Source organism: Amycolatopsis rhizosphaerae, assembly GCF_007713715.1.
In the GTDB taxonomy this organism is placed as follows: Bacteria; Actinomycetota; Actinomycetes; order Mycobacteriales; family Pseudonocardiaceae; genus Amycolatopsis_E; species Amycolatopsis_E rhizosphaerae.
In genome coordinates this window covers 1-24,589 of the sequence record NZ_VJWX01000049.1, presented here as the reverse complement: position 1 = coordinate 24,589, position 24,589 = coordinate 1, and the positions used below count along the sequence as shown (strand labels likewise).

General features: G+C 70.1%; 20 protein-coding genes. 13 read left to right on the top strand and 7 right to left on the bottom strand.

What is annotated here, in order from left to right; translation table 11 throughout:
- Positions 1 to 22: 22 nt before the first annotated feature.
- A complete protein-coding gene (locus FNH05_RS08010) occupies positions 23 to 277 on the bottom strand; it encodes a hypothetical protein (protein WP_144586690.1) in 255 nt (84 codons plus the stop codon).
- A 462-nt stretch (positions 278 to 739) separates the two neighbouring features.
- Here FNH05_RS08010 and FNH05_RS08005 point away from each other — a divergent pair, with 462 nt between their 5' ends.
- The 4 genes from FNH05_RS08005 to FNH05_RS07990 are packed head-to-tail and all read left to right on the top strand — an operon-like array spanning position 740 to position 4,355.
- Positions 740 to 1,909 carry an AI-2E family transporter gene (locus FNH05_RS08005; protein WP_144586689.1) on the top strand — a complete coding sequence of 390 codons (1,170 nt, stop codon included), beginning with the start codon at positions 740 to 742 and terminating at the stop codon, positions 1,907 to 1,909.
- Positions 1,906 to 3,054 carry a MacS family sensor histidine kinase gene (gene macS, locus FNH05_RS08000; protein WP_144586688.1) on the top strand — a complete coding sequence of 383 codons (1,149 nt, stop codon included), beginning with the start codon at positions 1,906 to 1,908 and terminating at the stop codon, positions 3,052 to 3,054. Before FNH05_RS08005 ends, macS begins: the two co-directional genes overlap by 4 nt.
- Positions 3,051 to 3,695, top strand: coding sequence for a response regulator (locus tag FNH05_RS07995; RefSeq protein ID WP_144586687.1), 645 nt, complete (start codon positions 3,051 to 3,053; stop codon positions 3,693 to 3,695). The genes macS and FNH05_RS07995 overlap by 4 nt, the downstream gene beginning before the upstream one ends.
- 48 nt (positions 3,696 to 3,743) lie before the next feature.
- Positions 3,744 to 4,355 carry a DUF1707 SHOCT-like domain-containing protein gene (locus FNH05_RS07990; protein ID WP_144586686.1) on the top strand — a complete coding sequence of 204 codons (612 nt, stop codon included), beginning with the start codon at positions 3,744 to 3,746 and terminating at the stop codon, positions 4,353 to 4,355.
- On the opposite strand, the gene ptsP is transcribed toward FNH05_RS07990, so the two are convergent.
- Together ptsP and FNH05_RS07980 are read right to left on the bottom strand one after the other, a co-directional pair.
- Positions 4,352 to 5,986 carry a phosphoenolpyruvate--protein phosphotransferase gene (ptsP, locus tag FNH05_RS07985; protein WP_144586685.1) on the bottom strand — a complete coding sequence of 545 codons (1,635 nt, stop codon included), beginning with the start codon at positions 5,984 to 5,986 and terminating at the stop codon, positions 4,352 to 4,354. The two genes, FNH05_RS07990 and ptsP, sit on opposite strands and share 4 nt — an antisense overlap.
- A 44-nt stretch (positions 5,987 to 6,030) precedes the next feature.
- Positions 6,031 to 6,906, bottom strand: a complete 876-nt coding sequence (locus tag FNH05_RS07980) for a ribokinase (RefSeq protein WP_144586684.1) — start codon at positions 6,904 to 6,906, stop codon at positions 6,031 to 6,033.
- A gap of 344 nt (positions 6,907 to 7,250) precedes the next feature.
- On the opposite strand from FNH05_RS07980, the gene FNH05_RS07975 reads away from it, so the two are divergent.
- A complete protein-coding gene (locus tag FNH05_RS07975; protein WP_144586683.1) occupies positions 7,251 to 7,997 on the top strand; it encodes a TetR/AcrR family transcriptional regulator in 747 nt (248 codons plus the stop codon).
- Here the strand turns inward: FNH05_RS07975 and leuS are convergent.
- Positions 7,994 to 10,834 carry a leucine--tRNA ligase gene (gene leuS / locus FNH05_RS07970; protein ID WP_425458424.1) on the bottom strand — a complete coding sequence of 947 codons (2,841 nt, stop codon included), beginning with the start codon at positions 10,832 to 10,834 and terminating at the stop codon, positions 7,994 to 7,996. The two genes, FNH05_RS07975 and leuS, sit on opposite strands and share 4 nt — an antisense overlap.
- Positions 10,835 to 10,940: 106 nt before the next feature.
- On the opposite strand from leuS, the gene FNH05_RS07965 reads away from it, so the two are divergent.
- A complete protein-coding gene (locus FNH05_RS07965) occupies positions 10,941 to 11,348 on the top strand; it encodes an SdpI family protein (protein ID WP_144586681.1) in 408 nt (135 codons plus the stop codon).
- Between the two features lie 4 nt (positions 11,349 to 11,352).
- Here FNH05_RS07965 and FNH05_RS07960 read toward each other — a convergent pair whose 3' ends face one another.
- Positions 11,353 to 11,925 (bottom strand): YqgE/AlgH family protein, encoded by a 573-nt coding sequence (locus FNH05_RS07960; RefSeq protein ID WP_144586680.1) that lies wholly within the window; start codon positions 11,923 to 11,925, stop codon positions 11,353 to 11,355.
- 250 nt (positions 11,926 to 12,175) lie between these two features.
- Between FNH05_RS07960 and FNH05_RS07955 the strand changes: the two genes are divergently transcribed.
- The 3 genes from FNH05_RS07955 to FNH05_RS07945 are packed head-to-tail and all read left to right on the top strand — an operon-like array spanning position 12,176 to position 16,485.
- Positions 12,176 to 13,471 (top strand): MFS transporter, encoded by a 1,296-nt coding sequence (locus FNH05_RS07955; protein WP_186382436.1) that lies wholly within the window; start codon positions 12,176 to 12,178, stop codon positions 13,469 to 13,471.
- A 28-nt stretch (positions 13,472 to 13,499) separates the two neighbouring features.
- A complete protein-coding gene (locus FNH05_RS07950) occupies positions 13,500 to 14,597 on the top strand; it encodes a TNT domain-containing protein (RefSeq protein WP_144586679.1) in 1,098 nt (365 codons plus the stop codon).
- 34 nt (positions 14,598 to 14,631) lie between these two features.
- The gene (locus FNH05_RS07945) at positions 14,632 to 16,485 is read left to right on the top strand and encodes a TNT domain-containing protein (RefSeq protein WP_144586678.1); all 1,854 of its coding nucleotides are present in this window, start codon (positions 14,632 to 14,634) and stop codon (positions 16,483 to 16,485) included.
- Here FNH05_RS07945 and FNH05_RS07940 read toward each other — a convergent pair.
- Entirely contained in the window at positions 16,469 to 16,921 is a 453-nt protein-coding gene (locus FNH05_RS07940; protein WP_144586677.1) for a hypothetical protein, read from the bottom strand. The two genes, FNH05_RS07945 and FNH05_RS07940, sit on opposite strands and share 17 nt — an antisense overlap.
- A 93-nt stretch (positions 16,922 to 17,014) precedes the next feature.
- The gene (locus FNH05_RS07935) at positions 17,015 to 18,451 is read right to left on the bottom strand and encodes a CCA tRNA nucleotidyltransferase (protein ID WP_144586676.1); all 1,437 of its coding nucleotides are present in this window, start codon (positions 18,449 to 18,451) and stop codon (positions 17,015 to 17,017) included.
- A 131-nt stretch (positions 18,452 to 18,582) separates the two neighbouring features.
- On the opposite strand from FNH05_RS07935, the gene FNH05_RS07930 reads away from it, so the two are divergent.
- The 4 genes from FNH05_RS07930 to FNH05_RS07915 form a co-directional block, all read left to right on the top strand.
- On the top strand, positions 18,583 to 19,107 hold the full coding sequence (locus tag FNH05_RS07930; RefSeq protein WP_144586675.1) for an NUDIX hydrolase: 525 nt from the start codon (positions 18,583 to 18,585) through the stop codon (positions 19,105 to 19,107).
- Positions 19,104 to 21,230, top strand: coding sequence for a DUF6049 family protein (locus tag FNH05_RS07925; protein WP_246127596.1), 2,127 nt, complete (start codon positions 19,104 to 19,106; stop codon positions 21,228 to 21,230). Before FNH05_RS07930 ends, FNH05_RS07925 begins: the two co-directional genes overlap by 4 nt.
- Positions 21,231 to 21,563: 333 nt before the next feature.
- Entirely contained in the window at positions 21,564 to 23,486 is a 1,923-nt protein-coding gene (murJ, locus tag FNH05_RS07920; protein ID WP_186382437.1) for a murein biosynthesis integral membrane protein MurJ, read from the top strand.
- A gap of 104 nt (positions 23,487 to 23,590) precedes the next feature.
- Positions 23,591 to 24,589, top strand: a 999-nt coding sequence (locus FNH05_RS07915) for a protein kinase family protein (protein WP_186382435.1), incomplete at its 3' end; no start/stop codon positions are given.

Genomic DNA, 24,589 nt, shown 5'->3' with positions numbered 1-24,589 from the left:
GTTCCGCCCCGTTCCGCCGGCCTCAGAGGCCGCCGAGCGCTCCCTGCAGGATCGACGGGATCGCACCGGCCCACGCGGAACTGACCAGTCCGGCCGCCCCGGCGCCGAGCAGTGCGCCGGATTCGTTGAAAGCGTTGACATAGTCGGCACCGGTGGGGTGTGCCGGGACGACCACCGGAGCGGTCAGGCCCTGAGCGGAGGCGACACCACCGGCAAGGCCGAGCACGCCCAGAGAGAGCGCGAAGACGGCGGCGACGCGAGTCAGGCTCTTGCGCATGGGAACTGGTTCTCCTTCTTGTCGCGACTGGGTTACCAAGATACGGCGCGAAACGAATTCCGATAGATCATGTCATCGAAACCGTGTTCAGCCGGTGTTTCCGGGATTTCGTGCCTCCCGGATGATCAATTTAGCGGCGGCTGTGAATTATTTTCCACCGACCTTCACCCATCGTGTTTCACCTGATCGCGAGCTTCCGCGGAGAGTGATAAAACCGTTGACTCGAGCCCTGTTTTCGACCAGGGAAAAGTACGCGCACCACCTGCCCGGTGCGCGTGACCCGAATATTCCGTTCTTTTCGACGCTCCGGCTACCCGGGCCGCCTGCTGCACCGTCGCAGACTTCGCAAGGGGAGAAGGGGGTAGATCGGGCGAAAGCGCCTGATCGTGTGACAGCCGAGTGGTGGCGTGGCGCGGCCCGAACCGGCCCGTCCGATTCGCCCCACTCGCTAGGGTGGGAAACGTGAGTGACGGCCAGCAGTTCCAGTCATCCGGCGAAGCCCCCGCGAGCGACGCGTTCGTGCCGCGCGGGCTGCGGGTCGCGGCGGCCTTCGCCTGGCGTTTCCTGCTGGTGATCGCCGCCCTCTACGTGGTCATCTGGTTGGTCGCCCGCCTGTCGGTCGTGGTCGTTCCAGTTTCCGTCGCCCTGTTGCTGTCGGCGCTGCTCGCACCGGCCGTGGGACACCTGGTGAACGTCAAGGTCCCCCGGGGGCTGGCCACCGCGATCGTCCTGGTCGGCGGCCTCGCCGTACTGGGCGGGCTGCTCGCCTTCGTCGTCATCCAGTTCACCGACGGCCTGCCGCAACTGCAGAAGCAGGTCAACACCAGCCTCTCGCAGGTGCGGGACTGGCTGATCAACGACCTGCACCTGCGCCAGGAGCAGATCCAGCAGTTCATCGACAACTCGATCAGCTTCCTGCAGAACAACCAGGCGGCCATCACCACGAACGCGCTGACCACGGCGAGCACGGTGGGGGAGATCCTCACCGGTTTCCTGCTCACGCTGTTCATCACGATCTTCTTCCTCGCCAGCGGTGAACGGATCTGGCAGTTCCTGATCCTCGGCGTGCCCCGGCCGGTGCGAGCCCGCGTCGACGTGGCGGGGCGGCGCGGCTTCGCGTCGCTGGTCAGTTACGTCCGCGCCACGGCGGCGGTGGCCGTGGTGGACGCGCTGGGTATCGGCATCGGGCTGTGGATCGTGCGGGTCCCGCTGGTGATTCCGCTGGCCACGCTGGTCTTCCTGAGCGCGTTCGTGCCGATCCTCGGCGCGGTCCTCGCCGGTGCGGTGGCGGTGCTGGTGGCGCTGGTGACCAACGGATTCGTCACCGCGCTGATCGTGCTCGGCATAGTCATACTGGTGATGCAGCTGGAAAGCCACATCCTCCAGCCACTGCTGCTGGGCCGTGCGGTGAAGCTGCACCCGCTCGCGGTGGTCCTGTCGATCGCCGCGGGCTTCGTGGTCGGCGGTATCGCGGGCGCGCTGCTCGCGGTGCCCCTGCTGGCGGTGCTCAACGCCGGGATCCGGTCGCTGATCCACGAGAAGAACCCGCATCCCGAGGACATCGACGTCCTGCACGACCAGGAGGCACTTCCCGGCGGCGCGGTGCAGGTGGACGAGTCCGAAGTCGGATGAGCCGCCGGTTCGGTCCCACCGAGGTCGAACCCGCCGCCCCGCTGTGGTGGGGCGGTATCGGGCTGCGGATCCTGACCCTCCTGTTCGCGCTCGGCGCGGCGCTCGTGCACGCGCGGGACTACCAGCGCCCCGGCCTGGCCTGGACGGTGTTGGGCGGGATGGCGCTGTGGACGCTGTCGACCAGCCTCGTCTACGCCAGGGAGGCGCTGCGCTGGCGCCTGTCCTGGTTCACGGTGCTCGACCTGGTGATCACCTGCGGGCTCATGCTCACCTCGCCGTGGATCCTCACCCCCGCGCAGCTGTCCGGAATCGATCCGCTGATCACGACGGTCTGGGTGGCCGGGGTACCGGTCGCGGTGGGCACCCGGTTCGGCGGGTTCGGGGGTGTGCTGGCGGGCGCGGTGGTCGGTGCGGCGACCGCCCTCGCCCGGCAGGCGTTCACCCTGGACGTGGCGCGCGATGGGGTCCTGCTGATGGCCACCGGCCTGTTGATCGGCATGAGCGCGACCACGGCACGCAAGTCCGCCGCGGCACTGGCCCGGGCCTGGCGCACCGAGGTGGCCAACGCCGAACGGGAGCGGCTGGCCCGCTCGATCCACGACAGCGTGCTGCAGGTGCTCGCCCGGGTCCGCCGCCGTGGTGCCGAACTCGGCGGTGAGGCCGCCGAGTTGGCGGAACTGGCCGGTGAGCAGGAGATCGCGCTGCGCGCGCTGGTCACCACCGAACCGACGGGGCCGACCACCGGGGAAGCCGATCTCCGGGCCGCCCTGCAGTTGCTCGCCTCGTCACGCGTGCAGGTGGCGGCACCGGCCGGTGAGGTCAGACTGCCCGCGCAGGTCACCTCCGAGCTCGTCGCCGTCGTCCGGGAGGCGCTGACGAACGTGGACAAGCACGCGGGCCCCGAGGCGAAGGCCTGGGTGCTGCTGGAGGACCTGTCCGCCGAGGTGGTGATCACCGTGCGGGACGACGGCCGCGGGATTCCGGAAGGCAGGCTCGCCGACGCCGAATCGAAGGGCCATCTGGGGGTGGCGCGGTCGATGCGCGGGCGGGTGACCGATCTTGGTGGCACGATCGCCCTGGACACCGCACCCGGCCGCGGAACCGAGTGGGAGTTGCGGGTACCCAAGCCTGGGAGGGGCAGATGATTTCGGTGATGGTCGTCGACGATCACCCGATCTGGCGGGACGGGGTGGCCCGTGACCTCACCGAAAACGGGTTCGACGTGCGCGCGACCGCGCCGGACGCGGACGCGGCAGTGCGGATAGCCACCGCGGTGCGCCCCGACGTGGTGCTCATGGACCTGAATCTGGGAGGCACCTCGGGCGTGAACGCGACCCGGGAGATCACCACCGTGCTCCCGCACACGCGCGTACTGGTGCTCTCGGCGAGCGGCGAGCACAGTGACGTGCTGGAGGCGGTGAAGGCCGGGGCATCCGGCTACCTGGTGAAATCGGCCTCGGCGCGGGAACTGGTCGAAGCCGTGCGGCGGACCGCGCAGGGGGACACCGTGTTCACCCCCGGCCTGGCCGGCCTGGTGCTGGGCGAATACCGGCGCATGGCCGACGCGCCGGGGAGCGGCTCGACGCCCCCCCGGTTGACCGAACGGGAAACGGACGTGCTGCGGCTGGTCGCCAAGGGACTCACCGCGCGGCAGATCGCGGAACGGCTCGTCCTGTCGCACCGGACCGTGGAAAACCACGTCCAGTCCACCCTGCGCAAGCTCCAACTCCACAACCGTGTCGAACTGGCGCGCTACGCCATCGAGCACGGGCTCGACGGAGAGTAGGGGTTTTTCCCGGATCCCCTCGGCGGTGGCCGCTTCTACGCTTTCGGCATGGCTGAAGACACCGGGACGAAACCGCTCGCCCCCCGCGACCTCCGCGTGTCGGACGACGAGCGAGAACACGTGATCGGGGTACTGCAGAAGGCCATCGGCCGGGGGCTGCTCGACCTGGACGAGTTCACCGAACGCACCGACGTCGCGCTCGCCGCCTCGACCCGGGGCGAGCTGAACCGCGTGCTCGCGGACATTCCCGGCCTGGTCAACCACGAGATACCCGTGCCGGACGGCGCGATCCGGCGGACCGGCCCCCGGCTCGAACTGACCGCTAAGTACTCGTCCCTGGTCCGCAGGGGGGCCTGGATCGTGCCGCCCGAACTCGTGGTCCGCACCAAGTACGGATCCACGAAGCTCGACTTCTCCGAGGCCCAGATCGGCGGCTCCGTGGTATACGTCGAGCTGGACTGCAAATGGGGCTCGGTCGAGGTGGTCATCCCCGAGCACGCCTCGATCGACCTCAACGCGATCACCGACCTGAAGTACACCTCGCTGCACGACAGGACCGGCGCGGACGGCCGTGCCGGCTCACCCCGGTTGGTGTTTTCCGGGCGGGTACACGGAGGTTCGCTGTCCATCCGCTACCCGCGCCGCGTTTTACGTTTCTAGTTTTCGCGGGCGCCTTCCCTGGCGGCGGCGGGATCGGGTGCGGCCAGTGCCGCGGCGGCCGCGGCCTCGCACTGCGCGAGGGTGGTCGCGGCCAGCCCCGCACCGACCACGCGGATCGCGGCCGCGTTCATGGACAGGCTGGTCACCCCGAGCCCGGTGAGGACTCGGGCGAGGAGCGGGTCGGCGGCGGCCTCGCCGCAGACGCCCACGGCTTTGCCCGTCGCACGGCCCGCGTCGCCGACCAGCTTGATCAGCCGGAGCAGTGCGGGCTGCCAGGGATCGTTCAGCTTAGCCACGGCACCGAGCTGCCTGTCGGCGGCGAAGGTGTACTGGGCCAGGTCGTTCGTGCCGATCGAGACGAAGTCGACGGCCTCCAGGATCTCACGGGCCGACAACGCCGCGGCCGGAATCTCGATCATCACTCCGGCGCGGGCGATTCCGGCGGCGCGCACCCGCTCGGCGAACCAGGCCGCCTCCTCCGCCGTGGCCACCATCGGGGCCATCACGGAGACCTCGGCGCCGGATTCCGCCGCCGCTCCCGCGATGGCCTCGAGTTGGCGGTCCAGCACGTCGCGCCGGTCGAAGGCGACCCGGAGTCCACGCACACCGAGCGCGGGGTTCGGTTCCTCCTCCGGCGACAGGAAGGCCAACGGCTTGTCCGCGCCCGCGTCGAGCGTGCGCACGATGACCTGTTTCCCGGCGAACGGCGCGAGGACGGCGGCATAGGCGGCACGCTGCTCGTCCACGGAAGGCTCGGAGGGGGCGTCGAGGTAGCAGAACTCGGTACGGAACAAGCCGACGCCTTCGGCACCGGCGTCGGCCGCCGCACGCGCGTCCGCCGGTGAGCCCACGTTGCCGAGCACCTTCACCCGATGCCCGTCCGAGGTGGTGCCCACCCCGTTCCACTCGGCGGGGCCCGCGACGACGGCGGTGAACACCGGGGCGTCCGGATCGACGACCTCGACCTGGCCGGTGTCGCCGTCGACGAGCAGCGCCTTCGCGTCGGTGACGAGCAGGCCGCGTACCGCGACCACCGCGGGAATCCCCAGCGCACGGGCCAGAATGGCGGTGTGGCTGGTCGGCCCGCCTTCCTCGGTGACGAGGGCGAGCACCCGCTCGCGGTCGAGCCCGGCGGTGTCGGCCGGGGCGAGGTCGCGGGCGACCAGCACGCTCGGCGAGGTCAGCTCCGGCACCCCGGGCGGCTCGACCCCGAGCAGCTCGGCGACCACCCGGTCACGCACGTCCTCGATGTCGCGCACGCGTTCGGCCAGGTAGCCCCCGGCAGCCGCAAGCGTTTGCGCGAAGACGTTGGCGGACTCGTAGACCGCTCGCGCGGCCGGTTTGCCCTCCCGGAGCACGAGCCGTTCGGCCTCGCCGACCAGCGCCGGGTCGGCCGCCATGGCGGCGGTGGTGAGCAGGATGGTGGAGGCCTCGCCGGAAGCCTTTTCGGACAGCGCCTCGAGCCGCGCGGCGACGGCCCGGGTGGCCGGCGCGATACGGGCGGCATCGGCCTGGGGATCTTCGGGCTTCGGCGTGCTCGGCGGTTCCCCGAGCGGCTCGGCCACCCGGACGACGGGACCGCTGGCCCGGCCCGGGCTCACCGCGACTCCGGACAGCCTTGTTTCCGACATGGTCTAGACCATACCTTTCCGCGTGAGCCTCGGACACCCCCTTCCTACGCCTGTTCCGGCACCTCCGCCGCGGACGGGTAGGACGGCTGGGCACCCCGCCGGGTCACCGAGATCGCCGCGACCCGCACCGCCCGGCGGGCGGCCGCTTCGAGGGAAGCACCGGCGGCGAGGGAGGCTGCGAGAGCCCCGGTGAACGCGTCGCCCGCGCCAGTGCTGTCGACGGCCTCGACCTTCGGGGAGGCCACCTCCGTGGTGCCCTGCCGGGTGACCACCAGCGCCCCGCGGGCCCCCAGGGTCACCACCGCGGAACGGGGTCCGAGACCGAGCAGCTTCTCCGGCTCGACGCCGGTACCGAGCAGCCAGGCCGCTTCGTGCTCGTTCACCAGCAGGACGTCGAGCGCGGCGAGAGTGGCGGGCGAGACCTCCGCCGCGGGCGACAGATTGAGCAGGGGCCGCGCACCCGCCTCGGCGGCCGCGGCCACGGCGCGCTCCACGGTGGGCAGCGGGATCTCCATCGAAGCAACCATGATCTTGACCCCGGCCAGCGCCCCGTCGAGATCCGCGGGTTCGAGGGCGTGGTTCGCACCGGGGGACACCAGGATGGAGTTCTCGCCGTCGGGCGTGACGGTGATGTAGGCGATGCCCGTCGGCCGGGCCACGGCCTTGACCAGGTCCGTGTGCACCCCGGCGGACCGCAGGGACTCGGTGAGGACCGCGCCATAGGGGTCCTGCCCGATCGCGCCGAGCAGTGCGACGTCCGCGCCGAGCCGGGCGGCGGCGACGGCCGTGTTGGCCCCCTTCCCACCGGGCGAGATCGTGGTGTCGCCGCCGAGCACGGTCTCCCCGGGACCGGGGCGGCGTTCGGCCGGGACCACCAGGTCGGCGTTCGCCGAGCCGACCACGAGCACGTCATGAGTCATGCCCACAGTCTCCCCCAACGGCCAACGTGAAAGACGTTTGTAACTTATTGCCCACCTGGAGCGACATGAGGATGAGTGTCCGACGACGTTCACCCGAATGGGGGAACTTCGTCCTCCGGGCGTCCCGTCACAGGGAAGCCGGCCTCTTCTATAACTGTCCGAACCCGGATGCGCACCGGGGGAAGGGCATCGGGTCGCCGGTACCGATCGCGTAGCCCCCCGAGCGATCGGTACCGGCGGCGCCCGCCCAGGCTGCCTTCACCGGCGCCCGTGTGCAGCGTTGGACCACCAAGCTTGGTCACTTCTTTCCCGAAACGGCCGGTGTGACCTTTTAGAATGCCTGAATGGACAAGCCAGCGCGCCGGGGCCGCGTGCGCGTGGCGACCGACCAGGACATCCGGCGGACCGCCCGGAGACTCCTGGTCGAGCGCGGACCAGAAGCCGTCACCCTGCGGGCGATCGCTCGCGAGCTCGGCATCACCGCCCCCGCCCTGTACCGGTACTACGGATCCCGCGACGATCTGATCGAGCATCTCCGGCTCGACGTCATCGCCGATCTGGCGGCCCAGCTCAGCGAGGAGATCGGCACACTGCCCGGCGACGGGGCCGAACAGCTGTTCGCCATCTGCCGCGGCTTCCGCCGCTGGGCGCTGACGCACACGAAGGAGTTCACCCTCGTGTTCGCCTCACCCACCGGCGAGGTCGGACCCCACTCCCCGCACAGCGTCGCCACGCTCAACCGGGCCGACGAGCCGTTCGGGCGGATCTTCCTGATGGCCGCGGGCCAGATACTGGCCAACCACAAGCTCACGCTCCCGCCGGTGGAGCGGATCCCGCCGGAACTGCGCGACGACCTGGCCACTTTCCAGGACAACCTGTTGTCGGTACTGCGCGAAACCGGCCTCGAATTCCCGCCCGACAACCTCGACCTGGGCACCACCTACGTGATGATCCAGTTCTGGGCCCGCCTGTACGGGCACATCACGCTCGAGGTGTTCGGCAACTACCCGATCCCGATGACCAAACCGGACGCCGTCTTCGACGCCCTCCTGGCCGATCTCGCCAGGGAGATCGGCCTGGAGAGCACCTAGAGCACGACGTTGACCAGGCGGCCCGGCACGACGATCACCTTGCGGGGCGTCTTGTCGCCGACCAGTGCGGCCACCTTCTCGTCGGCCAGCGCCGCGGCCTTGACCACGTCGGTGCCGGCGTCGGCGGCGACCGTGATGCGCGAACGAACCTTGCCGTTGACCTGGATCGGGTACTCGACCGAGTCCTCCACCAGATACTTCTCGTCCGCCACCGGGAACGGCCCGTGCACCAGCGAGCCGGTGTGCCCCAGCCGGTGCCACAGTTCTTCGGCGATGTGGGGGCACAGCGGCGCCAGCATCAGCACCAGTGGCTCCACCAGTTCGCGCGGAGTGGCCTCGGCCGAGCCGTACACCTTGGTCACGTGGTTGTTCAGTTCGATCAGCTTCGCGCCCGCGGTGTTGAACCGCATCTCCGCGTAGTCCTCGCGGACCCCGGCAATGGTCTTGTGCAACTGCTTGCGGTCCGCCGTCGTCGCGTCCACATCGGACACACGCGGGCCGCCGGTCTGCTCGTCGACCACCAGCCGCCACAACCGCTGCAGGAAGCGATGGGCACCGACCACGTCCTTGGTCGACCACGGACGAGAGACGTCCAGCGGCCCCATGGCCATCTCGTAGAACCGGAAGGTGTCCGCCCCGTAGTCCGACGCCATCTGGTCGGGGGTGACCACGTTCTTCAGGCTCTTGCCCATCTTGCCGTATTCCTGCTTGACCTCCTCGCCGTGGAAGAAGAACTTGCCGTCCTTCTCCTCGACCTCCTCGGCAGGAACGTAGAAACCGCGGGCATCGGTGTAGGCGTAGGCCTGGATGTAGCCCTGGTTGAACAGGCGCCGGTACGGCTCCTCCGAGGAGACGTGCCCCAGGTCGTAGAGCACCTTCTGCCAGAACCGCGAGTACAACAGGTGCAGCACGGCGTGCTCGACGCCGCCGACGTACAGGTCGACGCCGCCCGGGTCGTTCGCGCCGTGCTCGGCGGGCCGCGGGCCCAGCCAGTACCGCTCGTTGACCGGGTCGACGAACCGCTCGCTGTTGTCCGGGTCCACATACCGCAGCTGGTACCAGCACGAACCGGCCCAGTTCGGCATGGTGTTGGTGTCGCGCCGGTAGGTCTTCGGCCCGTCACCCAGGTCGAGGGTGACCTCGACCCAGTCCGTCGCGCGCGACAGCGGCGGCGAAGGCTCGGCGTTGGCGTCGTCCGGGTCGAAGGTCCTGGGGGAGTAGTCGTCGACCTCGGGCAGCTCGATCGGCAGCATGCTCTCCGGCAGGGCGTGCGCGACGCCGTTCTCGTCGTAGACGACCGGGAACGGCTCGCCCCAGTAACGCTGCCGCGAGAACAGCCAGTCCCGCAGCTTGTACTGGACGGTGCCCTCGCCGTGGCCGTGCTCGGACAGCCACGCGATGATCGTCTTCTTGGCCTCGTCGACGTTCATCCCGTCCAGGAAGCCCGAGTTGATCGCCGGGCCCTCGCCGGTGTACGCCTCGCCGTCGAAACCTTCGCTCGGCTGGACGGTCCGGATGATCTCCAGGTGGAACTTCGTCGCGAAGTCCCAGTCACGCTGGTCCTGGCCGGGCACCGCCATGATCGCGCCCGTGCCGTAGCCCATCAGCACGTAGTCGGCGACGAAGACCGGGATCTGCTTGCCGTTGACCGGGTTCACCGCGAACGCGCCGGTGAACACGCCGGTCTTGTCCTTGCTCTCCTGCCGGTCCAGCTCGGACTTGCGCGAGGCGGCCAGCCGGTAGGCGTCGACCGCCTCGGCCGGGGTCGCCGCGCCGGCGGTCCAGACCTCGTCGACCCCCTCCGGCCACGCCTCCGCGGTCAGCTTGTCGACCAGCGGATGCTCGGGTGCCAGCACCACGTAGGTGGCGCCGAACAGCGTGTCGGGGCGGGTGGTGAACACCTCGATCGACTCGGCCCCGGCGGCGAAGGACACCCGCGCACCCTGCGACCGGCCGATCCAGTTGCGCTGCATGGACTTGACCTTCTCCGGCCAGTCCAGCCGGTCCAGGTCGTCCACCAGCCGGTCGGCGTAGGCGGTGATGCGCATCATCCACTGGCGCAGGTTCCGCCGGAACACCGGGAAGTTCCCGCGCTCGCTGCGGCCGTCCGCAGTGACCTCCTCGTTGGACAGCACCGTGCCGAGGCCGGGGCACCAGTTGACCGGCGCCTCCGACAGGTAGGCCAGGCGGTGCTCGTCCAGGACCGCCTGCCGCTCGGCGGTGCTCAGCTCGCCCCAGCCGCGGCCGTCCGGGGTCGTGCGCGCGCCCTCGGCGTACGCGGCCTCCAGCTCGGCGATCGGGCGGGCCTTGCCCTGCTCCTCGTCGTAGTAGGAGTTGTAGATCTGCAGGAAGATCCACTGCGTCCAGCGGTAGTACTCCGGATCGATGGTGGAGATCCGGCGCCGTTCGTCGTGGCCGAGCCCCAGCCTGCGAATCTGCCGCAGGTAGGTCTCGATGTTCTCCTCGGTGGTCTTGCGGGGGTGCTGCCCGGTCTGCACCGCGTACTGCTCGGCGGGCAGGCCGAAGGCGTCGAAGCCCATGGTGTGCAGGACGTTGCGCCCGATCATGCGGTGGTACCGGGCGAAGACGTCGGTGCCGATGAAGCCCAGCGGGTGGCCGACGTGCAGGCCCGCGCCCGACGGGTACGGGAACATGTCCTGCACGAACAGCTTGTCCGAGGGGACGTCCTCTCCGGCGAGCGAGCCCTCGGGATTCGGCGCGTGGTAGGTGCCGTGCTCGGCCCAGAACTGCTGCCAACGCAGCTCGATCCGGCCTGCCAGCTCCGCGTTGTACCGGTGCCCGGGAATTTCCTCGCTTGCCTCGCTCACACCACTCATGGTAGGCGGCTGGTCGACCGTGTTTACGCGCGGCCGGACCATGGCCTGCGGCACACCTGACCAGGGCAGGCGGCGCGGCGGGAGGAAACCCGCTTATTCTTGCTCCGTGTTCTTCCTCGCGCTGATTCCCATGCTGCTCGGTGTCGTCGTCGGCTGGGGCGGTCTCCTCGGCTGGCGCGAGAAGCTGCCGCGTGACCGGGGCGCGGGGGTGCGGACCGCGGCCACGCTGCGGTCCGACGAAGCGTTCCGCATCGGCAACAAGGTGGCGGGCCTGCCCACCGTGGTGGGTGGCGTCGCCGGCCTGCTGGCCGGAGTCGCCGGGCTGGTCATGCCCACCACCACGGGTCTCGTGATCGCCACCCTGGTCGGTCTGGTTGGCATGTTCGCGCTGGTGCTCGCCGGCGGCCTGCTGGGCCACCGCGCCGCGCTCGCCGTGCCCGCCCCGGCGCCCTCGGCTCCCTCGGCCTGCGCGGGCTGCGCCTGCGGCGGTTGCTCCGCGCTGCAGCGCGCCTGAAACCTCAGTTTCGCTGAAGATCCCCCGGATGGGTGGCCAGCAGCGCGGTCGGGACGCCCTGCCTGCGCAGCACCTGTCCCCACAGATCGCGGTCCGGCGTGGCCAGCACATCGCTCGGCAATGCGGGCACGATCAGCCAGTCACCCCGCTCGATCTCACCCGCGAGCTGGCCGGAGTCCCAGCCCGCGTACCCGGCGAACACGCGTAGCCCCCGCACCTTCGGCACCAGCAGGTCCGGATCGGCATCGAGGTCGACCAGCGCCACCGGGCCACGCACACCGATCAGCCCCGGCACCTTCGCCGCGGTCTCCCCGGCACGCAGCGCGGCCAGGCACAACGCGGTCTTCTTCTCCACCGGACCACCGACGAACACCGACTGCGGTTCGACCACATGTCTGCCCCAACTGGGCAGCACGTCGTCCACCGGCACCTCGCTCGGCCGGTTGAGGACCACACCGAGGGTGCCCTCCTGGCGGTGGTCGATGACGAAGACCACCGTCCGGCGGAAATTGGGATCGAACATCGTAGGGGCGGCGACCAGGAGCGAGCCCGGTTCAACCTCGGCGTCCGCTGGCACAAGGCCATGATCGCACCTGCCGCTGCCTCTGTTCGAGCCCCGCGGGAACAACGAGTGCGTACGACCCGTTGTACGGGGTGGCCGGCGCACTCCGTGTCCCCCGGGCTCACTTGAGAACAGCCTTTGTGGAATACCGTTCGGCTGGAGCCACACTGCGCCACGCCGCCGAGAGGCGACCAAGTGCGCCGGCCCTTCATTCGTCCGTTTCGTCGCCAACGCCGCCCCCGAGGGCGCCGTAAGCTTTCGTGGTGTGACGGCGAGCGCGCAGATCCAGCAGGTGAAACCGGGCGCTCGTGCCTTCTTCGGCATACCGGGCTTCCGCCGGCTGCTCTTCACCCGCTTCGCCGCCCAGTGGTCCGACGGGGTGTTCCGCGCCGGGCTGGCCGGGGCGGTGCTGTTCAATCCCGAACGCGGGGCCGACCCGCTGACCATCGCCGGCGGTTTCGCCGTGCTGCTGCTCCCGTACTCGGTGATCGGCCCGTTCGCCGGGGCCCTGTTGGACCGCTGGGACCGCCGCCGCGTGCTCGTGCTCGCCAACCTGCTGCGGGGTGTCGCGGTGGTCGCCACCGCGACGGCGGTGGGTTTCGGCCTCGCCGGCCCGGTCCTGTTCGTGCTCGCCCTGCTGGTCGAGGGCATCTCCCGGTTCGTCGGTTCCGGTATGTCGGCGTCACTTCCCCACGTGGTCCGCCCGGAAACGATCGTGGCGGGCAATGCGCTCGCGGCCACCCTCGGTTCGATGGTCGCGGTGGTCGGCGGGGCCTGTGCCATCGGCCTGCGGGCGGCGCTCGGCACGGGGAACACCGGGTCGGCCTGGACGACCTCCATCGCAATCCTCGGATCGGCCCTCGCCGCGCTGATCGCCGCCCGCTTCGCGCGCGGCAAACTCGGCCCGGACCTGGTCGACGAACCGTCCGACGCACTGGTGGCGGTGGCGCACGGGCTGGCGGACGGGGGCAGAGCCGCACTCTCCGCTCCCACCGTGACCGCAGGGTTCGTCGCCCTGTTCGCCCACCGGGCGTCCTACGGCATTTCGTTGCTGCTGACCGTGCTCCTGATGCGGTTCTCCTTCCACGACGCGGGCCCGCTCAAGTCGGGACTGCCCGGTCTCGGGCAGATGGCCGGGATGGCGGGCGCCGGGATCCTCCTCGCCGGGTTCCTCACGCCGAGACTGGTGCAGCGGTTCGGCAGGCACCGGGTGGTGTTCGGCTCGCTGCTGCTGGCCGCGCTCGCGCAGGCCGGGCTGGGCCTGCCGATGCTGCTGCCGACCGTGCTGCTGGCGTCGTTCTGCATCACCGCCGCCGGCCAGGTGCTCAAACTGTGCGTGGATTCCGCCGTGCAAAGCGACATCGGGGACGAAGCCCGCGGACGGGTGTTCGCGCTCTACGACACGCTGTTCAACATCACCCAGGTGGTGGCGGTCGCCGCCGCGGCCGCGATCACCCCGCTGGACGGCCACTCGATCCCGCTGCTGCTGGCCGCCACGGCGATCTACCTCCTCGGCGGGCTCGGCTACTTCCTTGCCATTCGGCGAAATCCGGGGATCTGAGATCACGTTCTCGCTTAGAGTAAGCGTGATGGAACGAACGGCCGGACAACCGCTCTCCGTGACCTTCCGGCACGCACGAGTGGTAGACACCCAGCAAGCGGGCGCACCACCGGTCGTGGACCGGCCGCCCTTGTCCGAGGACGAAATCCCACAGGTACTCCGCTACCTCGAACGCCAGCCCGCCGTGCTGGTCGGCAGCGGGTTCGGCCCGGACATCTTCACCGGCGGCGCCGAGGCCGACGTGCCCGAGAGCTATCACACCGACGGCACCTGGATCTGGCATGCCGCGGTGTCCCACTACCTGCGCAAGTACGGCACGCCACCGGAACCCGCCTTCGTCGAGCACATGCGGCAGCGCGGGTTCCACCCGCCCTACGTGGACAAGCTGGTGCGCCGCACCGCCGCCGCGGACCTGCTCGGCCGTCCCCGGCCCCCGGCCGAGGCGAGGGACATCGGACCGACCAGCGCCGATGTCGCCGCCGCACTGGAGACCCAGCCCGATCCGAAGCTGGAGGACCCCGCCGTCCTGGTCGTGCTGGCCCAGCGGCTCGGCGAGCAGGGCGTCTGGCCGGAGGCCTACCGGATCGCGGCGCGCGGGGACTGCGCGTGGTGTCTCAACGCGACCGAACAGGGCTGGGAGGTGGCCTGGCACGAGAACGGCGATCCCGTCGAGCCCCGCTACTTCGAGCGGGCCGAAGACGCCGCGCAGTACCTGCTGGGCACACTCCTGCTGCATCCGGCACGGATCACCGCCGGCCACCGCACCCCCTTGGAAACCGCGGCCGAACTGGCCGACTGGCCCATTCAGCCGACGGAGGGCGAACCGCCGCTGACACTGCTGCGGAACAAGCGGATCGTGCGGCTCGGGGCCGGCACCGTGGTGGTGCGCTTCGGCGGCGACGGCGGAAACCTGGTGCATCACGACGAGACCCGGTTTCCCAGCACCTCCCTGCCGCTCGAACGGGAACGGAACGAACGCAACTTCCGGCTGTGCCGCCCGCTTTCGGTCATCCTCGGCATTGCGGTGCCGTGGGCCGGACTGCCCGGCGGGGCGGTGAGTTACGTCCTGCCCAAGGCGATCAAGGAGCACGTCGCCGACGGCAGTTTGGAGCCCTTGGTCGGCTAGATTTACCGGGTCTTTGACTTAAACGGGGGGATCAGTGCGGTATCGAGTCGAGCTCGCGGACCGGCCGGACGGGCTGTACGGCGTTTGGCGGGGCCGGGTCTACCCAGCACAGCGATCGACGGCGGACGGCACCGTCCTGTTGGTCGCGCTGCCCGGTGAGGAAGCGCCGGAGGACTTCGACACGGAGTGGAACGGCCGCGCGGCCAAGGTGGTGCCGGACGAGCAGGCCGACTCGACGTTCAGCCTGCAGACGCACTGCCTGTTCGACGACGAGCTCTTCCGCATCGCGCCCGACCCGGACCCGAACAGCCTGACCCTGCGCTGGAACGGCCAGGACGAGGCGCGCGCACGCCAGCTCGGCCTGGTCGAGCTGGCGACGACCGCGACCCCGGGCGAGATCAGCGCCCTGTGGCAGGAACGGCACGACTTCCCGGGCGCCACCCGGCCGGAGCCGGGCATCGGCGATCCGGACGAGCTGGTCCGCGCCATCGCCCGCACCGTGCGGTCCATCCTGCCCGAAGGCTGGGAGCGGGTCGCCGCCCAGTTCCGCCAGGTCGGTGACTACGCGGAGATCGAGATCCGCTCGATCAGCGGTGAGCTGTCGGTCTCGCTGCCCGCCCCGCCCCAGCTCGGCCAGCTGTTCGCCCGGCTGCGCTCGGCGATGTACCGGCCGGACACCGGGACCTGGTTCAAGGGCACCCTCACCCTCGAAGCCCCCTCGTCGTTCCTGTTCGACTACGACGCGACGAACGAACCGACCTGGCGGCAGCCGCCCGGTACCGGCAGGCTGACCGCGCGGGCCTACGAAGCGGAGCTCGCGTACTTCCCCCGGCCACGGAAACAGGTGCCCGAGTGGCTCGCGGCCAAGGCCGGGCTGCCGGTGGAGGTCACGTTCCGGAAGGCGGTGCTGCCCGAGAACCGGCAACCGCTGCCCCCGGAGGAGGTCCGCGGCGTGCTGGACTACCTCTACCGGGCGCCGGTGGTGCTCACCCGGCCCGAGCGGCTCTCGGACGCGGTCAACCCGGCGGGCCCCGCGGACGTCCCCGACGCCTTCCACACCGACGGCGTCTGGATCTGGCCCGCCGCGATCCCGCACTACCTGCGGAAATACGGGATCGGACCGGAACCGGAACTCCTGGAGCGGATTCGGGGCATTTCCTTCCGCGTGCCGTATGTGCCGCCGGAGATCCGGGCGGCGGCCGAGGCCGAACTGCTCGGAACGCCCTATCCGCCGACTCCGGAGACGGGCGCGGCGGATTCGGTGACCTTGATCGACCGCGGTGCCGAACCGCCACTGGGCCTGCGCGCCTCCGAGGTGCTGACCGTGCTGCAACGGCGGCTGAACGAGTACGGCATCGCCGAGTCCGCCTACCGGATCGGCGAGCACGCCGAGGGCGTCTGGTCACTCCACCGGACGGAGGCGAGTTGGGAGGTCACCGGCCCGGCAGCCGGTGAACCCGCCGCGTTCGCGCACGTCGAGGAGGCGGCGCGGTTCCTGCTCGGCTCGCTCCTGCTCTACCCCGCCAGGACCCCGGAGCCACAGCCGATGGAATGGCCCGTCGTCCCGCTCCGGGGCGAACCGCCGCTCACCTTCTTCCGGTCCAAGCGGATGATCACCCTGGCCGCCGGGACCACGGTGCTGCGCTTCGGCAACGAGACCGGGAACCTGGTGCACGATCCGGGCACCAGGTTCCCGGAGGCCTCGCTCACCCCCGAACGCGAGCCGCTGCGGCAGACCTACCGGTTGACGCGGGGACTGTCGGCGCTCACTGGGGTGACCCTGTCGTGGGGACCGATGCCGGGCGGCGCGGTCGGCTACCTGTTGCCGCTCGCGATCGCCCAGCATCTGGAGGCGGGAGCACTCGAACGGGTCAGCGACCAGCCTTGATCAGGTCGGTCAGCTCGGCGAAGCCCTTCCGCATCTCGGTACGCAGATCGCCCACCTCGGTCCGGAGGTCGTCCAGCCCGATCCGGAGGTTCGCGATCTCGACGTCGTGACGCGCGAACCCGCCTCGCACCTCCGTCCGCAGCTCCCTCACCTCACCGCGGAGCTTCTTCAGCTCGCGTCCCTGCTCGACCTGGGTCTTGCGCAGCGCGTTGAGGCTTCTCGTGTGGGCCCGCAGCGTGTCCCGCATCTCCGCGACGTCATGTGAACAGGCCGTCGCGAGGTAGCGGGCCACCTGCGCGTCGCTGCGTGCCGCCTGCGCGTTGTCCTCCGCCATGCGCGAATTGTCGCGTGCTTCCTCGGCGAGCTCAAATGCGTCGGCGACGGTCTCTTCGAGGGTCTTCATCCGGTCCTCCAGTTCATCGGTGTGATCGACCATGAACCGACCGTAGAAGACCCCGAAAAGGGCCCTGACCTGCGAACGCGGCCTGTCGCTGCAACGCGGTACACAGTGGTGAGCGGGATGTGGCGGCTACCCGATGCCGTTCTCGTCGGCCCACCGGCGCAGTTCCGCGACCGCTTCTTCGTGGGACAGCGGTCCGCGGTCGAGGCGGAGTTCCTTGAGGTATCGCCACGCCTGGCCGACCAGCGGCCCCGGCGGCAGGTTCAGCAGCTTCATGATCTCGTTGCCGTCGAGATCGGGCCTGACCCTGGCCAGATCCTCGTCGGCGGCGATCCGGGCGATCCGCTCCTCCAGCTCGTCGTAGGTGCGCTGGAGCGCCACGGCCTTGCGCTTGTTCCGGGTGGTGCAGTCGGCCCGGACGAGCTTGTGCAACCGGGACAGCAACGGGCCGGCGTCGGTCACGTACCGCCGCACCGCCGAGTCGGTCCACTCGCCCTTGCCGTAGCCGTGGAACCGCAGGTGGAGGAAGACGAGCTGGCTCACGTCGTCCACGATCTGCTTCGAGTAGCGCAGGGCGCGCAAACGCTTGCGAACCATCTTGGCCCCCACCACCTCGTGGTGGTGGAAGCTCACCCCGCCGCCCTGCTCGAACCGCCGCGTGGCCGGCTTGCCGATGTCGTGCAGCAGGGCGGCCAGGCGCAGCACCAGATCCGGCCCGGCGTCCGGACCGTCGCGCTTCTCCAGCGCGATCGCCTGCTCGAGCACGGTGAGCGAATGCTGGTAGACGTCCTTGTGCTGGTGGTGCTCGTCGATGGCCAGCCGCATCCCGGGCATCTCGGGCAGCACCCGGTCGGCCAGCCCGGTGTCCACCATCAGTTCCAGGCCATGCCGGGGGTGTGCCCCCGTGAGCAGCTTGGACAGCTCGGTCTGCACGCGCTCCGCGGTGATCCGGTCGATCTCGCCCGCCATCTCCCGCATCGCCTCCACCACCCGGGGCGCCGGACTGAACCCGAGCTGCGAGACGAACCGGGCGGCACGCAGCATGCGCAGCGGGTCGTCGGCGAAGGACTCCTGCGGGGTGGCGGGCGTGTCGAGCACGCGGTCCGCCAGGGCGGCCAACCCGTTGTGCGGGTCGACGAACTGCTTTGTCGACAGTTCGATCGCCATCGCGTTGACGGTGAAGTCGCGGCGCAGCAGGTCACCCTCGATCGAGTCCCCGAAACGCACCTCGGGATTGCGGCTCACCCGGTCGTAGGTGTCGGCCCGGAACGTGGTGATCTCCAGCGTCGCGCCGCGCTTGGTGATCCCCACGGTGCCGAACTCGATCCCGGTCTCCCAGACCGCGTCCGCCCAGCGCGACACGATCCCGAGCACCTGTTCGGGAAGCGCGTCGGTGGTGAAGTCGAGGTCGTTGGACAACCGGCCGAGCAGCGCGTCACGCACACTGCCGCCGACCAGGTAGAGCCGGTGACCGGCCTGGGCGAACAGGCGCGCCAGATCGTCGGCCAGCGGAGAGATCCGCATCAGCTCGGTCACCGCATTCCGCTTCGCGGCGAGTTCGTTCACTGGGACACAACCACCCGCAGGGTCCACTCATCAGGGCAAGACACGAGAACTGAGCCTACCGATCGACCGAAAGTGAGGGTCTCACTACGCTTTTGTCACCGTTCGAGACCGGCAGCCACTAGCATCGCAGCATGTCTGGATCGGCCGGTCGCTCCGGCGGGGGCAAGCCGCGACGCCGGTCGCGACGCCGCCGCGGCCGGAAGATGACCACGGTCGACGAGACCTCCGCCGGTGGTCTCGTGGTGGACCCCGATCGGCGCCGGGCGGTACTGATCGGCAGGCTCGACCGGCACGGCAAGCTGCTGTGGTCCCTGCCCAAGGGCCATATCGAGGACGGTGAGACCGTCGAGCAGACCGCGGTGCGCGAGGTGAAGGAGGAGACCGGCATTTCCGCGCGTGTGCTCACCCCGCTGGGCAGCATCGACTACTGGTTCGTGGCCGAGCGTCGGCGCGTGCACAAGACGGTGCATCATTTCCTCCTGGAGGCGGTCGGTGGCGAACTCTCCGACGAGGACGTCGAGGTGACCGAGGTCGCCTGGGTGCCGATCGCCGATCTGGAGAACAGGCTCGCCTACACCGACGAACGTGCCCTGGTCCGCAAGGCACGCGCACTGTTCCAAGACGAAGAGCCTGCTACCGAAGGAGTGGGGGAGTGAACCAGGCGGGCACCCCAGCCGCCCAGCGATTCGCCGCCGTCGTCCTGGCCGCGTTCCTGACCGTCCTGCTCGCACCCATGACCGCCGCCGCGGAGTCGGTCCCGGTCCCCGAACCGCCCAGCCGGCTCAAGCTGACCCTCACGCAGCTCAACCCTCGCGAGATCAACTCGACCTCGACCACGCTCAACATCAGCGGCACCGTCACCAACGTCGGCGACCGCCGCATCTCCGACCTGCAGGTCCGCCTGGAACTCGGGGAGAAGGCGAGCAGCGAACGACAGTTGCGCAACAACCTCACCACGCCCCTGTCCTCGGGCGCCTCGATCAGCAAGTTCGTCGACATCTCCCCGGCGACCCTGGAACCGGGGCAGAGCGGGCAGCTCAACGTCACCGTGCGTCTCGACGGTTCCGCGAACAACCTGCGGGTGAACAGCCCAGGGGTGTACCCGCTGCTGGTCAACGTCAACGGCACGCCCGACTACGGCCGCCAGGCACGCCTGATCGCGCTCAACCTCCTCCTGCCGGTACTCGGGGCCCCCGGCAAGAACCCTGCACCTCCGCCGGCCCAGCCCGCGCAGGTCACCATGCTGTGGCCGATCGCCGATACCCGCCCCAGGATCGTCGCGGCGCCGTACGGCGGGAAGGCGGTCCTCAGTGACGACGCGCTGGCCGATGAGCTGCGTCACGGGGGCCGTCTCGACGCGCTCGTGTCCTCGGCCCTGTCCGTGCGTGACGACCCGCAGGTCGGCAAGGCGCTGTGTTACGCGGTCGACCCGGATCTGCTGGACACCGTCGACGCGATGACGCGCGGTTACGACGTGCGCACGGCGACCGGCACGGTGGCCGGTTCCGGTGTCGATGCCGCCAAGGCGTGGCTCGACTCACTGCGCCGGCTGGTCGCCGGACAGTGCGTGGTGCAGATGCCCTATGCCGACGCCGACCTGTCCTCGCTGTCGGGCGTGCGAAACGGCGACCTGATGCGGTACGCGATCGACACGGCTTCCCGGGTGCAGCAGGTGACCGGGGTGTTGCCGCTGTCCGGGGTGCTTTGGGCGAACGGTCCCCTGAACAACTCCGCGCTCGACACGCTCGGCTCCGGTGGGATCAAGAAGCTGATCGTCGACGAGTCGGAACTGTCCCCCGGCCCGTCCGGGGCGGTCACGCTGCGTGGCACGGGCCTGCAGGCGACACCGGCCGATTCGCTGGTGAGCATGGCGCTGGGAACGGGTTCCGAGCAGTCCGCCGTCGGCGTGCAGAACGGACTGGCGATGCTGGCGTACCGCGGGCTGACCGGGGACCAGGGCGGCCCGGTGGTGGTGACCCCGCCACGGCGCTGGGACCTGCCGGGCACCGAGTTCACCCAGTTGCTGCACTCGTTCGGCGAGTTGCTCGGCCGCAAGATGCTGACCGCCGTGCCGCTGCCGCAGGTGCTCTCGGCGGCACCGGCCGAAACGGCCTCGATGGCGTACACCGCGCGTGACGTCGCCGCCGCCATTCCGGGCACGGTGACCAACGAGATGGCCACGATCGAGAGCACCATGGCCGACCTGCAGAGCGCCATGACGATGGACCCGACCGCCCGGGTCGACCCCGAGCAGGTGCTTCTGCCGCTGCGCTACGCGCTGGTCCGCAACACCTCCACCGCCTGGGAAGGCTCCTCCGGGGCGGCCGAGACCTCCGCCGCGGACTCCCGCACCCAGCTCGACGCGCTGCTCGGACGGGTGGCGGTGGGCACGCCGGAGGTGCCGATCTCGATGGCCTCGGGTTCGGCCCCGGTGCCCGTGTTCGTGCACAACTGGCTGCCGGTGCAGGTCGCCGTGCGGATCGTGCTGAACAACAACACCGGCCTCCGCTCGGGCGAGCTGCCGCTGTACCAGATCCCCGCGGGCCTGGGGAAGACCATCTCGATCCCGGCGCAGGCCCTGCGCGCGGGCAAGTTCAGCGTGACCGTCAACCTCAGCACCCCGGGTGGCACCCCGCTGGGCAACCCGGCCCGGTTCGAACTTCGCTCGAACGAGTACGGCGTGGTCACCCTCATCCTCACCATCGCCGGTGGTGCCGCGCTGGTCCTGCTCTCCGCCCGGCAGATCTACCGCAGGCTCAGGGCCCGCCGGTCCGCCTGACCCACCCCCGGGGGGCCGGACGTGGCCGTCTGGCCCATTACCCTGGTATGACTGTAGAGACCGCCGGAGATGGGGCACGCGTTGGACAGAGAGCCGGGGTGGCCGCCCGAGCGTCCCGCCGACCGTGTCGCGCGACGCCCGCCGCCTGACCGAATTCCGCCTCCCGAACCGCCTCGTCGCCGGGTACCGCCGCCTCCTCCGGCGCAGAACGGCAGGCGCCGCCGGCTCCCATCGATGCCGCCCGCGGCGCAGCAGGTTCCCCAGGGTTCCCCAGTGGCGCCGCCGCCTGCCGGTCCCGTCCCACCGGGCCAGCCACTGCCGCGCAAGCCCACGATGCCCGCGCCCGTGCCGCCTCCGGGGCCGCCGTCTCCGGCACCCCGCCGCCAGCCGGTCCGGCCGTGGCGGCAGGAACGCGAGGCGGCGGACTCCATGCCGTTCGGTGCGCCGCCGCTGGCACCGAACGATCCCGACGCCACCGTCTTCATCCCGAGGATCGGCGGTGTGCCCGCCAGCTCCAAGTGGCCGGTCGCCGACCCGGACGTGCTCCGCCCGTACGACACGCTCGCCACGCGGATGCTGCCGCGGATCGCGCCAAGCCCCACCGCAGGCTCGTTCGGGGAGGGCCCGGGGCTCGACGCCACCGGCTACATCCCGAAGATCGAGAAGGAAGCCGCCCCTTCGCTGGCCAAGGCCAGCAGCAGGATGGCGGTGGCGTCCCTGGTCAGCCGGATCACCGGGTTCGTCTGGAAGATCATGCTGGTCTGGGCGGTCGGCATCGGGGTCACCAACGACTCGTTCAACATCGGCAACACCCTGCCGAACCAGGTGTTCGAACTGCTGCTCGGCGGCGTGCTGAGCAGTGTCGTGGTGCCGCTGCTGGTGCGTTCCCAGGACGATACGGACGGCGGCGAGGCCTACACCCAGCGCATGCTGACCGTCGGCCTGGTCATCCTCGCCGTCGGCACGGTCATCGCGGTCATCGCCGCACCCCAGCTGACCTCGCTGTACCTGGAGAAGGGCGGCAAGGCCAATCCGGAGCTGACCACCGCGTTCGCCAAGCTGCTGCTGCCGGAGATCTTCTTCTACGGCGTGTTCGCGCTGCTGTCGGCGATGCTCAACGCCAAGCACATCTTCGGACCCACCGCGTGGGCGCCGGTGATGAACAACGTCGTGGTCATCGTGACGCTCGGCCTGTTCATGCTGATGCCGGGGGAGATCACCACCGACCCCGTGCGCATGAGCGACCCCAAGCTGCTCGTCCTCGGCGTCGGCGTGACCCTCGGCATCGTGGTCCAGGCGCTGATGCTGGTCCCACCGGTGCTGCGCACCGGTTTCCGGTTCCGCTGGCGGTGGGGCATCGACAAGCGGATGAAGGAGTTCGGCGGGCTCGCGCTGTGGATCCTCGGCTACGTCGGGGTGAGCCAGATCGGCCTGACGGTCAACACGCGGGTCCTCACCATGGGTGACCCCGGCGGGGTGTCGATCTACTCCAACGCCTGGTTGCTGTTCCAGCTACCCTACGGTGTGATCGGTGTCTCACTGCTGACCGCGATCATGCCCCGGCTGAGCCGCAACGCCGCCGACGGCGACACCCGCAAGGTCGTCGCCGACCTGTCGTACGGCTCGCGCATCTCCACCGTGATGCTGGTGCCGATCGCCGCGGTGATGAGCGTGATCGGCTCCTCCATCGGTATCGCCCTCTTCGGCAGCGGCCAGGGTTCGGTCGCCGAGGCCCAGCGACTGGGCGAGGCGCTGGCCATCTCGGCCTTCGGCCTGCTGCCGTACGCGCTGGTGATGCTGCAGTTGCGGGTGTTCTACGCGATGAAGGACGCGCGCACGCCGACCTTGATCATGATCGTGATGACGCTGGTGAAGATCCCACTGCTGTACCTCTGCCCGGTGCTGCTGGACCCGAAGAACATCGTGCTCGGTGCCATGATGGTCAACTCGCTGACCTTCGTGGTCGGCGCGATCATGGGTCAGGTCTGGCTGTGGGTGAGCCTCGGCAACCTCCGCAGCCGCCGGGTGCTCGGCGTCATCCTGTTCACCGTGGTGGCGAGCGTACTCGGGGTGATCGCGGCGGTGCTGGTCGGCGCGATCGTGCCGGACTTCGGGGTCCGCGTGACCGCCTGGCTCAAGCTGATCCTGCAGGGCCTGGTGGGTCTGGTGGTCTCGTTCGGGGTACTCGCCGCGCTCAAGGTCGAGGAGCTCGCACCGGCCACCAAGCGCTTCTCCCGCCTGCTCAAACGTGGGTGATCAGCTCCCGGTCAAGCTCCGGTAACGATTGCCACACGGATAACGCTGATGGACCGGAAGGATTCCCGTACCCTCAAGCAGAGGTGCGTGAAAGCGAGCGTGGGGTGGACGAGAAACGGAGCGAGCAGTCGAGTGCTGCCCGGGTAGGTGTGCGCGCACGGGGTGGATCCCTGGCGCCGGGCAGTGTCGTCGGCGACGGCAGGTACCGGCTGCTCGCCCAGTTCGGTATCGACGAACGCGCCGGGGCGCATCTGTGGCGGGCCCGTGACGGCCAGCTGCGGCGCGACGTTGCCCTGACGCTGCTCGTCGGCGACCCGGCGGACGCCGAATCCGCCCGGATGGCGCGGCGCACCCTCGAACGCGCCGCGCACGCCGCCAAGTTCACCCATGACGGTGTCGCCCGGGTACTCGACGTGCTCAGCCTCGGCAGCGGCGTCACCTCCAGCGAGGGCCTGCTGGGGGTCGTGGTCACGGAATGGACCAAGGGCACCGATCTGATCGACCTGGTCGCCGAACACCCGGTCGCGCCGCTCACCGCCGCCCGCATGGTGCAGAAGCTCGCCGAAGCGGTGGAGCGCGCCCATCATTCGGGCCTGGTCCTCGGCCTGGACCACCCGCAGCGGCTCCGCCTCACCACCGACGGCACCCTGCGCCTCGCCTTCCCCGGCCCGCTGCCCGACGCAACCCTGCGCGACGACGTGAAGGCCATCGGCGCGGTGCTGTACCTGCTGCTCACCGGCCGGTGGGCACTGCCGGGCGGCCCGGCGGCGATCCCCGCCGCACCGCACGCCCCGAACGGGCGGCTCGTGCCGCCGCGTTCGCTGCAGCCGGCCGTGCCTGCGGAGCTGTCCTCACTCGCCGTCCGCACCATCGAGGACGGGGGTCACGGCGGGATCCGCACCAGCGCCGCGATCCTGCGCGCCCTGGAGATGGCCGCGGAGGCCGAGGAACACACCCAGCTGATCAAGGCGCAAGCCGCCGCGGGGATCAAGCCCGAGGACGACGGCACGGTCTGGACCACCAAGAAGCCGGTCAAGGACAAGGCCAAGCGGCGCAAGCTGGCCCTGGGCGTGACCGTGCTGGTGGTCGCGGCGGTGGCCATC

Excerpts from the sequence above, each read along its gene's own strand:
- FNH05_RS07990 (WP_144586686.1), top strand. The coding sequence starts at position 3,744 with ATGGCTGAAGACACCGGGACGAAACCGCTCGCCCCCCGCGACCTCCGC.
- FNH05_RS07950 (WP_144586679.1), top strand. The coding sequence starts at position 13,500 with ATGGAACGAACGGCCGGACAACCGCTCTCCGTGACCTTCCGGCACGCA.
- leuS (WP_425458424.1), bottom strand. The coding sequence starts at position 10,834 with ATGAGTGGTGTGAGCGAGGCAAGCGAGGAAATTCCCGGGCACCGGTAC.
- FNH05_RS07930 (WP_144586675.1), top strand. The coding sequence starts at position 18,583 with ATGTCTGGATCGGCCGGTCGCTCCGGCGGGGGCAAGCCGCGACGCCGG.
- macS (WP_144586688.1), top strand. The coding sequence starts at position 1,906 with ATGAGCCGCCGGTTCGGTCCCACCGAGGTCGAACCCGCCGCCCCGCTG.
- FNH05_RS08010 (WP_144586690.1), bottom strand. The coding sequence starts at position 277 with ATGCGCAAGAGCCTGACTCGCGTCGCCGCCGTCTTCGCGCTCTCTCTG.
- murJ (WP_186382437.1), top strand. The coding sequence starts at position 21,564 with ATGCCCGCGCCCGTGCCGCCTCCGGGGCCGCCGTCTCCGGCACCCCGC.
- FNH05_RS07995 (WP_144586687.1), top strand. The coding sequence starts at position 3,051 with ATGATTTCGGTGATGGTCGTCGACGATCACCCGATCTGGCGGGACGGG.
- FNH05_RS07940 (WP_144586677.1), bottom strand. The coding sequence starts at position 16,921 with ATGGTCGATCACACCGATGAACTGGAGGACCGGATGAAGACCCTCGAA.
- ptsP (WP_144586685.1), bottom strand. The coding sequence starts at position 5,986 with ATGTCGGAAACAAGGCTGTCCGGAGTCGCGGTGAGCCCGGGCCGGGCC.
- FNH05_RS07980 (WP_144586684.1), bottom strand. The coding sequence starts at position 6,906 with ATGACTCATGACGTGCTCGTGGTCGGCTCGGCGAACGCCGACCTGGTG.
- FNH05_RS07975 (WP_144586683.1), top strand. The coding sequence starts at position 7,251 with ATGGACAAGCCAGCGCGCCGGGGCCGCGTGCGCGTGGCGACCGACCAG.